This window comes from Kitasatospora sp. NPDC041988 (assembly GCF_055588525.1).
Window position 1 is genome coordinate 1 of the sequence record NZ_JBVJCO010000090.1, and the last position, 10,515, is coordinate 10,515.

At 72.3% G+C, this 10,515-nt stretch carries 8 protein-coding genes; 2 read left to right on the forward strand and 6 right to left on the reverse strand.

Going from position 1 to position 10,515, the window contains the following annotated elements; translation table 11 throughout:
* Positions 1 to 106 precede the first annotated feature (106 nt).
* Complete coding sequence (locus ACZ6NC_RS41390) at positions 107 to 1,462, reverse strand: class I SAM-dependent RNA methyltransferase (RefSeq protein WP_465739069.1); 1,356 nt, start codon at positions 1,460 to 1,462, stop codon at positions 107 to 109.
* 317 nt (positions 1,463 to 1,779) lie between these two features.
* Positions 1,780 to 3,861, reverse strand: a complete 2,082-nt coding sequence (locus ACZ6NC_RS41395; RefSeq protein WP_465739065.1) for an APC family permease — start codon at positions 3,859 to 3,861, stop codon at positions 1,780 to 1,782.
* A gap of 230 nt (positions 3,862 to 4,091) precedes the next feature.
* Here ACZ6NC_RS41395 and ACZ6NC_RS41400 point away from each other — a divergent pair, with 230 nt between their 5' ends.
* Both ACZ6NC_RS41400 and ACZ6NC_RS41405 read left to right on the forward strand, forming a co-directional pair.
* A complete protein-coding gene (locus ACZ6NC_RS41400; RefSeq protein WP_465739066.1) occupies positions 4,092 to 4,760 on the forward strand; it encodes a potassium channel family protein in 669 nt (222 codons plus the stop codon).
* Positions 4,760 to 5,431, forward strand: a complete 672-nt coding sequence (locus ACZ6NC_RS41405; RefSeq protein ID WP_396323129.1) for a potassium channel family protein — start codon at positions 4,760 to 4,762, stop codon at positions 5,429 to 5,431. The genes ACZ6NC_RS41400 and ACZ6NC_RS41405 overlap by 1 nt, the downstream gene beginning before the upstream one ends.
* A 94-nt stretch (positions 5,432 to 5,525) precedes the next feature.
* On the opposite strand, the gene ACZ6NC_RS41410 is transcribed toward ACZ6NC_RS41405, so the two are convergent.
* From ACZ6NC_RS41410 to ACZ6NC_RS41425, 4 genes are all read right to left on the reverse strand, one after another.
* Entirely contained in the window at positions 5,526 to 6,272 is a 747-nt protein-coding gene (locus ACZ6NC_RS41410) for a DUF3159 domain-containing protein (RefSeq protein ID WP_465739067.1), read from the reverse strand.
* A 2-nt stretch (positions 6,273 to 6,274) separates the two neighbouring features.
* Entirely contained in the window at positions 6,275 to 6,682 is a 408-nt protein-coding gene (locus ACZ6NC_RS41415; protein WP_396323127.1) for an OB-fold nucleic acid binding domain-containing protein, read from the reverse strand.
* A gap of 120 nt (positions 6,683 to 6,802) precedes the next feature.
* On the reverse strand, positions 6,803 to 7,483 hold the full coding sequence (locus tag ACZ6NC_RS41420) for a response regulator (protein ID WP_465554777.1): 681 nt from the start codon (positions 7,481 to 7,483) through the stop codon (positions 6,803 to 6,805).
* Positions 7,484 to 7,521: 38 nt separating this feature from the next.
* Complete coding sequence (locus ACZ6NC_RS41425; protein ID WP_465739068.1) at positions 7,522 to 10,110, reverse strand: ATP-binding protein; 2,589 nt, start codon at positions 10,108 to 10,110, stop codon at positions 7,522 to 7,524.
* Positions 10,111 to 10,515: the final 405 nt, after the last annotated feature.

Below are 10,515 nucleotides of genomic sequence, written 5' to 3' on the forward strand. Positions count from 1 at the left end.
AAAAACCCACAACAAACACAACAACCCCCCCCCCCCCCCCCCCCCCCCCCCCCCCCCCCCCCCCCCCCCCCCTCCCTGCCGTTCAGCTGTCGTCGCGCCCGTCCGGCTACTCGCCGACCGGCTCCAGGATCGCCACGCACTCGAAGTGGTGGGTCATCGGGAACAGGTCGAAGGCCCGCAGCGAGACCGGCCGGTACCCGCCCTCGCGGAAGAACGCGAGGTCACGGGCCAGGGCGGCCGGGTCACAGGCGACGTAGGCGATCCGCCGGGCCGAGAGGCCCGCCAGGTGGGCCACGGTCTCGCGGCCGGCGCCGGCACGCGGCGGGTCGAGGACGATCACGTCGGTGGAGGTGATGCCGGTGCGCGGCAGCAGCGTCTCGACCCGGTCGCACTCGATCCGCACGTTGTCCAGCACGGCCAGGTTGTGCCGGGCGTCGACCACGGCCTGCTTGGAGGACTCGATGCCGAGCACCGCGCCGTCCTCGCCGACCCGGTCGGCCAGCGCGCCGGCGAAGAGGCCGACACCGCAGTACAGGTCGAGCGCGCTCTCGCCCCACTGCGGGTCCAGGCCGTCCAGGACGGCGTCGACCAGGGTGTCCGGGGCCTCGGGGTGGATCTGCCAGAAGCCGCCGTTGCTGACCCGCCACGTCCGGCCGGCCGCGCGCTCGCGCACGAAGGAGCGGCCGTGGACCTTGTGGATGTTGTCGTGCTCGTCGATCCGGGCGATCGACACCGGCTTGTCGAGCTCGACCAGCGGCAGCTGCGCGCCCGGCACCGGGGTGAGCACCACCTGGCGGTCGGAGGAGCCGGCGGCGGCGATCACCTCGACGGTGGCGACGCCGGGCCAGTCGCGGGCTTCGATGCCCAGCTCCGTGACGCCCTCGGCCGCGATCAGGCAGCGGTCGATCGGCTGGATCTCGTGCGAGCGGTGCTTGCGCAGGCCGACCTTGCCGGTCTCCTGGTCGACCGCGTACTGCACCCGGGTGCGCCAGGCCGGCACCTGCCCGGCCGGGAGCTTGCCGCCGACCGGCTCGACGCTGCCGTCCCAGCCGGCCTCGGCCGGGGTGAGGCCGGCCAGCTTGGCCAGCTGCTCGGTGAGCACCTGCACCTTGAGCTTGCGCTGCCCGCCGGGGGTGACGTGCTGCCAGTCGCAGCCGCCGCACTTGCCGGGCCCGGCGAACGGGCAGGGCGGGGCGATCCGGTCCTTGGCGGGCTCCAGGATCTCCACGGCGTCGGCGCGCAGGAAGCGCGACTTGGTGGTGCCGTCGGTGACCTGAACGACGACCTTCTCGCCGGGCAGCGCGTGCCGGACGAACAGCACCCGGCCCTCGTGCCGGGCCACGCAGTGCCCGCCGCCGTGCGCGACCGGGCCGACCTCGACCTCGTACCGCTCGCCGACCAGCGGGTCGCCGCCGGGGCCCCGGGGGGCCGCCTCGGCGCGCGGGGCGCGGGTGGTGCGCAGCGCCTTCGGCGGGCGGACGGCCTGCTTGCGCGGACGGTCCCCGCCCTTGGGCTTCTCCTTGGCCTTCTCCTGGCGCGGCGCGGCAGCGGCGGCCGGCCGCTCGGCGCGCTCCGGCTCCGGGGCGCGCTCCGCCGGCGCGAGCGGCGCCGTCTGCGCGGTGAAGCCGTCGCGGTCGGTGGCGGCCGGGCGGACGGGCTTGCCCCAGCGCGGCCGGGCGACCTGCCCGGGCTTGCCGGCGCCGCCCTTGCGGGCGCCCTTGGCTGAGCCCTTGCCGGACGAACCGGACGAGCCGTGGGAGCGGGACGGGGTGTTGCGGGTCACTGGGAGGAGTCCTTGCTGCTGTCAGCGGAGGCGGCGGTCGTACCGTCCGGCGTACCGGAGACCTTCGACTTTACGGCCTTCGGCGCCCGAGGCTCGCCACGCCGGACGGCACCCGGCGCCGACCAGGCCTTCTGCGGCCTGCGCCGCTCGGAGGACTCCAGCTGCCACGGTACCGAGGTCACCATGACCCCGGGCTTGAACAGCAGCCGCCCCTTGAGGCGCAGCGCGCTCTGGTTGTGCAGCAGGTGCTCGTACCAGTGACCGACCACGTACTCCGGGATGTACACCGAGACGACGTCGCGCGGGCTGCTGCGGCGCAGGTTCTTGACGTAGTCCAGCACCGGCCCGGTGATCTCGCGGAACGGCGAGTCCAGCACCTTGAGCGGCACCTCGATGCCGCGCTCGTCCCACTCCTGGCGCAGTGCCGCGGTGTCCGCCGGGTCGACGTTGACGGTGACGGCCTCCAGCGTGTGGGCGCGGGCGAGCCGTGCGTACGCGAGGGCGCGCAGGGCGGGCTTGTGCAGCTTGGAGACCAGCACGATGGCGTGCACCCGGGTGGGCAGCACCACGTCGTCCGGCTCCTCGGCGGCGACCAGCTCGTCGGAGACCCGGTCGTAGTGGCGGCGGATCGCCTTCATCATCACGAACAGCACGACCATCGTGGCGATCGCGATCCAGGCGTGGCTGATCTTGGTGGCGAGGACGACGATCAGCACGGCCATGGTCATCACCAGGCCGAAGGTGTTGATCGCCCGGCTGCGCTGCATGTGGCGGCGCTTGGCCGGGTCGGTCTCGGTGCGCAGCAGCCTGGTCCAGTGCCGGATCATGCCGGACTGGCTCATGTTGAACGAGACGAAGACGCCGACGATGTAGAGCTGGATCAGCCGGGTGGGGTCGGCGTCGAAGGCGATGATGAACAGGATCGCGGCCAGCGCCAGCAGGATGATGCCGTTGGAGAAGGCCAGCCGGTCGCCGCGGGTGTGCAGCTGGCGCGGCAGGTAGCGGTCCTGGGCGAGGATCGAGCCGAGCACCGGGAAGCCGTTGAAGGCGGTGTTGGCGGCCAGCACCAGGATCAGGCCGGTCACGGCGGCGACGAAGTAGAAGCCGGGCGTGAAGTTGGAGAAGACGGCCTCGCTGATCTGGGCGAGCGCGGTCTTCTGGTGGTAGTCGCCGGGGGCGCCGCCGAGCTGCTCGACGGGGTTCTCGGCCATCTGGACGCCGGTGAGGCGGGCCAGCCAGATGATGCCCATGAACATCACCACGGCGATGGACGCCATCATCAGCAGCGTGGTCGCCGCGTTCTTGCTCTTCGGCTTGCGGAAGGCCGGCACACCGTTGGAGATCGCCTCGACGCCGGTGAGCGCGGCACAGCCCGAGGAGAACGCCTTCAGCAGCAGGAACACCATCGCGAAGCCGGCCAGCGACTCGTTGCCGGGGGTGGCCTGGAGGTGGAAGCCGGAGCTCTCGGCGGAAATGTCCTGGCCGAGGCCGAAGTGGCGGACCACGCCGTACACGACCATGCCGAGCACGCCGACCATGAAGGCGTACGTCGGGACGGCGAAGGCGCTGCCGGACTCGCGGACCCCGCGCAGGTTCATGCCCATCAGCACGATGACCACGACCACCGAGAGGGTCAGCTCGTGGCCGCGCAGCGCGGGCACCGCGGAGACCACGTTGGCCACCCCGGAGGTGGTGGAGACGGCCACGGTGAGGATGTAGTCGACCATCAGCGCGCTGGCGACCACCAGGCCGGAGTTGGCGCCGTGGTTGACGGTGGCGACCTCGTAGTCGCCACCGCCGCTCGGGTACGCGTGCACGTTCTGCCGGTACGAGGCCACCACGGCGAGCATCACGATGGCGACGACGACGCCGATCTGCCATGAGAAGTGAATGGCCGAGGCGCCCGCCAGGGAGAGCGTCAGCAGGATCTCCTCGGGCGCGTACGCGACCGAGGAGAGCGCGTCCGAGGCGAAGACGGGCAGCGCGATGCGCTTGGGGAGCAGCGTTTCCCCGAGCTTGTCGCTGCGTAGCGCACGCCCGATCAGGATGCGTTTCGGAAGGTCAGTCGGCATAGGCACGTTAAGGAATCGTAGGGGCTGTTCGACGTGCGGTCCGACTTACGTCCCCCCCTTCGTCGCGACTGTGTTCGGTGGACCGGCTAGCGTGTCGGATACGAGCAGGCGGGCAACACTCAGGTTGTCGAGCCGCGCGACCACGAGATCGCTCGCCCCGGACGGCGGGGCGGGGAAGGATGACGAACGGTGTTTGCGCAGGTCAAGAACCCAACGGGACGGGTGAGGTAGCGCCGGTGCACATCGTCATCATGGGCTGCGGCCGCGTGGGCTCCGCCCTCGCCAGAGCACTGGAGAAACAGGGCCACTCGGTCGCCGTCGTCGACCAGGACCCGACGGCCTTCCGCCGCCTGGGCGCCGGATTCAACGGGCGCCGGGTCACGGGTGTCGGCTTCGACCAGGACACCCTGAAGGAGGCGGGCATCGAGGAGGCCGGCGCGTTCGCCGCCGTCTCCAGCGGTGACAACTCCAACATCATCGCGGCCCGGGTGGCCCGGGAGAACTTCGGCGTGGAGAACGTCGCGGCCCGGATCTACGACCCCCGCCGCGCCGAGGTCTACCAGCGTCTGGGCATCCCGACCGTGGCCACCGTCCGCTGGACGGCCGACCAGATGCTGCGCCGGCTGCTGCCGAGCGGCGCCGAGCCGCTCTGGCAGGACCCGAGCGGCACCGTCCAGCTCGCCGAGGTCGCGTACGACCCGCGCTGGATCGGCCACCGGGTCAGCGCGCTGGAGGAGGCCTCCGGCACCCGGGTGGCGTTCGTCACCCGGCTCGGCGAGGGCGTGCTGCCCACGTCCCAGATGGTGCTGCAGGAGGGCGACCTGGTGCACGTGATGCTGCGCCGGGCCGACCTGACGGCGGTCGAGGCCGCGTTCGCGCAGGGGCCGGACGAGGAGGGTCACTGATGCGGGTCGCCATTGCCGGAGCCGGTGCCGTCGGCCGCTCGATCGCGGGCGAGCTGCTGGAGAACGGCCACGAGGTCCTGCTGATCGACAAGAACCCGAACTCCATCTCGGTGGAGCGGGTCCCCATGGCGGAGTGGCTGCTGGCCGACGCCTGCGAGATCACCTCGCTGGACGAGGCAGCGCTGCAGCGCTGCCACGTGGTGATCGCCGCGACGGGTGACGACAAGGTCAACCTGGTCGTCTCGCTCCTCGCGAAGACCGAGTACGGGGTGCCGCGGGTGGTCGCCCGCGTGAACAACCCGAAGAACGAGTGGCTCTTCAACGAGTCCTGGGGCGTGGACGTCGCCGTCTCCACCCCGCGCCTGATGTCCGCCCTGGTCGAGGAGGCGGTCAGCGTCGGCGACCTCGTCCGGCTGATGCGCTTCAGCCAGGGCAACGCCAACCTGGTCGAGCTGACCCTGGCCTCCGACACCGAACTGGTCGGCACCCGGGTCGGCGACGTGCCGTGGCCGCCGGACACCTCGCTGGTGACCATCATCCGCGAGGGCCGGGTGCTCACCCCGGGCAAGGACGACACCCTGGAGGGCGGCGACGAGCTGCTCTTCGTGGCCGCGCAGGAGCGCGAGGAGGAGCTGGAGAACCTCCTCTCGGCGTCCTCCGGCGCCCAGTAGCAGGGGCGGAACGTGAGAGGGCCCGCACTCGGTTCGAGTGCGGGCCCTCTGCCGTCCTGGTCGCCGTCCGGGCGGGCGCGTCCTGGCGGGCGTCCTAGTCGCCGGGCTCCTCGTCCAGCTGCGCCTTGATCGGCGGCGGCGCCTTCAGCAGGATCTGCCAGGTGACGTACATCGCCAGCAGCATCGGCGGGATGCCGAGGGCGACCTTGAGCCAGCCGAGCAGGTTGACGTTGTGCGTGAAGTACAGCGGGAACAGGATCAGCGGCTTGATGCCCATGATCAACACCCAGGCCCAGGTGGCCTTGGTGTAGGCGGCCAGCCGGCCCGGGTTCTCCTTGCGCCAGGTGAACATCTCGCCGGTGACCGGGCCGAGCATGACGCCGATCAGCGGCCAGCGGACCAGCGCCGAGACGGCCAGGCCGATGCAGTAGCCGACGTTCCAGAGCAGGCCCGGCAGGTAGAAGTTCTCCGCCTTGCCGGTCTTCATCGAGATCCAGGCACCGATGGCGACCCCGAACACGCCGCTGAAGGCGTGCTGGACGGTCTCCCGCTTGGCCAGGCGCGCCACCACGAACAGGGCGCTCAGGCCGAGCGCGGCCCAGGCCGCCGCCGGGACCTGGTGGGTGATGTTGTAGGTGACGATGAAGACCAGGCCGGGCAGCGTCATGTCGACCATGCCGCGCACGCCGCCGAAGGCCTGCATCACGGTGTCGGCGGCCTCCTTGGAGGCGGCCGCCTGCCGGGCCGCCTCGGCCTCGGCACTGTCCCGGTCGCTCCCGGCCGGGCCGGGCTCGGCCAGGTCGAGCTGGGCGGCGGTCTCGCCGCCGGGCTGATTGCTCACTCTCATTCGCTCCCGTGTCCAACCGGACGCAGCTCGTAGCGGGGGTTGAACAGCACGCGGCGCCCGCGTGCGTGGCCGATCCGGCCGCTGGCGACGAGCCGGCGGCCGGGCTCTATGCCCACGATGGAGCGGCGGCCGAGCCAGACCACGTCCAGTGCCTCGGTGCCGTCGAAGAGCTCGGCCTCCAACGCGGGCACGCCGGCCCGGGGGCGGAGCGTCACGGTGCGCAGGGTGCCCGCGACGGTGACCAGTTCACGGTCCCCGCAGCTGGCGATCGGAGTGCAGCCCGACTCCGCCGCACTCTCCTGGCGCAGCTCCTCCGCCTGCAGCTCCTCCTGGGAGGAGGTCAGCCGGCTGAGCATACGGCGGAAGCGGCCCTGCGGCTGGTCGCTGCTGATGTCACCACTCATGTCGGAAAGGCTACCGGTATCGGGCCCGGCTGTGGCAGGTCACGAGGTCACCGGGGTAGCGGAACCGGCTCGCCGCCCGCCCCGGGCAGCTCGGCTCGGCTCGGCTCGGCTCAGCTCGGCTCAGCTCTCGAAGCGGTAGCCCATGCCCGGCTCGGTGATGAAGTGGCGCGGGTGCGAGGGGTCGCGCTCCAGCTTGCGGCGCAGCTGGGCCAGGTAGACCCGCAGGTAGTTGGTCTCGGTGCGGTAGGCGGGGCCCCAGACCTCCTGAAGCAGCTGGGTCTGGCTGACCAGCCGCCCGGCGTTGCGGACCAGCACCTCCAGCAGGTGCCACTCGGTCGGGGTGAGGCGGACGTCGGTGCCGTCCCGGTTGACCTTCTTCGCGGCGAGGTCGACGGTGAAGCTCTCGGTGACCACCAGGGAGTCGTCCTCGCCGGCCACCGGCTCGGCACGACGGACGGCGGCGCGCATCCGGGCGAGCAGCTCGTCCATGCCGAACGGCTTGGTGACGTAGTCGTCGGCGCCGGCGTCGAGCGCCTCGACCTTCTCGTCGGAGGCGTGCCGGGCGGAGAGCACGATGATCGGCACCCTGGTCCAGCCGCGCAGACCCTTGATCACTTCGACGCCGTCCATGTCGGGCAGGCCCAGGTCCAGGACGACCACGTCGGGGTGGCGGGCGGCGGCCAGCTCCAGCGCGCTCGCGCCGTCGTGGGCCGCGTCGACCTCGTACTTACGGGCCTTGAGGTTGATCACCAGCGCGCGGACGATCTGTGGTTCGTCGTCCACGACGAGGACCCGGGTCATGCGGGCTCCGCCTTTCACAGCTGTCGGAAGAGAGGTGGTCATACGTGGGAGGGGCGGTCCGTGGGTTCCGGCGGCGGCGGTGCCGGCTCGGGCGGGCGATCGGCGGCGGGCAGGGTGACGACCATGGTGAGGCCGCCCCCGGGGGTGTCCTCGGCGGTCACGGTGCCGTCCATCGCCTCGACGAAGCCGCGCGCCACGGCGAGCCCGAGGCCCACACCGGCGCCGCGCGGCGCGTCCCCGTACCGCTGGAACGGCGCGAAGATCCGCTCCTTGGCATCCTCGGGCACGCCCGGCCCACGGTCGACGATCCGCAGCTCGACCCGGCCAGGACCACCCACCGGGACCAGCGCGTCCGCCTTGACCAGCACCTTCACCCCGGCCGGGCTGTACTTGACGGCGTTCTCGACCAGGTTGGCCAGTGAGCGCTCCAGCAGCCCGCCGTCGGCCCGGATCATCGGCAAGGTCTCCGGGACGTCCAGCCGGACGGCCTCCGGCGGCACCCCGCCGAGCGCGAACGGCACCACCTCGTCCAGGTCGGTCTCCTGGATCAGCGGGGTGACGGTGCCGGTCTGCAGCCGGCTCATGTCGAGCAGGTTGTTGATCAGGTGGTCGAGCCGGTCGGCGCCGGCCTCGATACCGGCCAGCAGCTCGGCCTCGTCCGCCTCGTCCCACTCGACGTCCGCCGAGCGCAGCGAGGTGACGGAGGCCTTGATACCGGCCAGCGGGGTGCGCAGGTCGTGCGAGACGGCGGCGAGCAGGGCGGTGCGGATCCGGTTGCCCTCGGCCTCGCGGCGGGCCGCGGCGGCCTCCCCGGCCAGCCGGCGGCGCTCCAGCAGGACGGCGGCCTGCGCGGCGAAGGCGCCGAGCAGGCGGCGGTCCTCGGCGGGCAGCACCCGGCCGCGCAGCGCCAGCGCCAGGGTGTCGCCGACCGGGACGTCCACATCGGCGGTCTCCGGCCGCTCCGGCGGGTGCGGGCCCGCCACCGCGACGGGGTGCCAGGGGCCGAGCGGGTCGGGCCGCTCCAGCAGCACGGCCGAGTCCTGCTGGAAGGTCTCCCGGACCTGCTCCAGCAGCGCGGTCAGCACGCCGTCGCCGCCCGGCGCGCCGCGCAGCACGGTGCCGGCCAGGGCGCTGAGCGTCTGGGCCTCGGTCTGGCTGCGCGCGGCCTGGTGGGTGCGCCGTGCCGCGAGGTCCACCACGGAGGCGACCGCGATGCCGACGGCGGTGAATATCGCCACCGCCATGATGTTCTGCGGCTCGTCGATGGTGAAGGTGTGGATCGGCGGCGCGAAGTAGTAGTTCAGCGCCGAGGAGCCGACCAGCGCGGACGCGATCGCCGGGAACAGCCCGCCGACCAGCGCCGCGCAGACCGTCAGCGACAGGAAGAGCAGCATGTCGGTGGAGAGCCCGAGGCCCTCCACGTGGGTGAGCAGCAGGGCCAGCAGCGGCGGCCCGGCCAGGCCGATCAGCCAGCCCGCGACGGCGCGCGTCCGGCCGAGGTCGGTGACCTTGCGGATCGGGATCCGGCCCAGCCCCCGGGCGGCCTGCTCATGGGTCACGATGTGCACGTCGATGTCGCCGGACGCCCTGGTCACGGTCGTGCCGACGCCCGGGCCATAGATGTACTGCCAGGCGGGCCGGCGGCTGGTGCCCAGCACGATCTGGGTGGCGTTGACGCCACGCGCGAAGTCCAGCAGCCCGGCGGCCGGGTCGTCGCCGAGGACGGCGTGGAAGGAGCCGCCGAGGCTTTCCACCAGCGCCCGCTGCTCGATCAGCGCCTGCGAGGAGCCCGACCCCGGGCCGGCCAGGCCGTCCGAGCGGGAGATGTGGACGGCCAGGAGCTCGCCGCCGGAGCCGCGGGCGGCGATCCGGGCGGCCCGGCGGATCAGCGTCGCGCCCTCGGGGCCGCCGGTCAGGCCGACCACGATCCGCTCCCGGGCCTGCCAGGTGCCCTTGATTCCCTGCTCGGCCCGGTACTTCTGCAGGTACTCGTCGACCCGGTCGGCCGTCCATAGCAGTGCCAGCTCGCGCAGCGCGGTCAGGTTCCCCGGGCGGAAGTAGTTGGCGAGGGCGGCGTCGATCTTCTCCGGCGCGTACACGTTGCCGTGCGCGAGGCGGCGGCGCAGCGCCTGCGGGTCCATGTCGACCAGCTCGATCTGGTCGGCCCGCCGCACCACCTCGTCCGGCACGGTCTCGCGCTGCCGGACCCCGGTGATGCCCTCGACCACGTCACCCAGCGACTCCAGGTGCTGGATGTTCACGGTCGAGACGACGTCGACGCCCGCCGCGAGCAGCTCCTCGACGTCCTGCCACCGCTTGGCGTTGCGGCAGCCGGGGACGTTGGTGTGCGCGAGCTCGTCCACCAGCACCGCCTGCGGCCGACGGGCCAGCACCGCGTCCAGGTCCATCTCGGTGAACGACGCGCCCCGGTGGGCCATCTCCCGGCGCGGCACGGTCTCCAGGCCGGTGACCAGGCCCGCGGTGTGCCGGCGCCCGTGGTCCTCGACGAAGCCGACGACCACGTCGGTACCGCGCTCCAGCCGCCGGTGTGCCTCGGCGAGCATGGCGTACGTCTTGCCGACCCCGGGAGCCGCCCCGAGGTAGATCCGCAGCCTGCCGCGTCCCATGTGCACCATTCTTGATCCGGCCGGCCCGGGGGACCACCCCGGACACCTGTTCCCCTCCCTTGGAGACTACGGCGTAGCAGGTGATTCTCCACCGATCGGGGCGCTGATCAGGGAGTTTTAGCGGCATATTGACGGTGGAGGAGGCCCTCCGAGCACCCCGAAGCGCGCTTCCGGCCACCGCACCGCCACTCCCACACCGCACGCCGCACGCCGCACGCCGCACGCCGCACGCCGCACGCCGCACGCCGCCGAGGAGGTATCGTCCGTCTGCCCTCCCTGGTCGCACCGCCCTCTGCGGGAAGTCTCCGGAAAACGCAAAGAACCCCCACCCGGGATCCGGGTGGGGGTTCTCTGTGAATGATTGTTCGGCGGCGTCCTACTCTCCCACAGGGTCCCCCCTGCAGT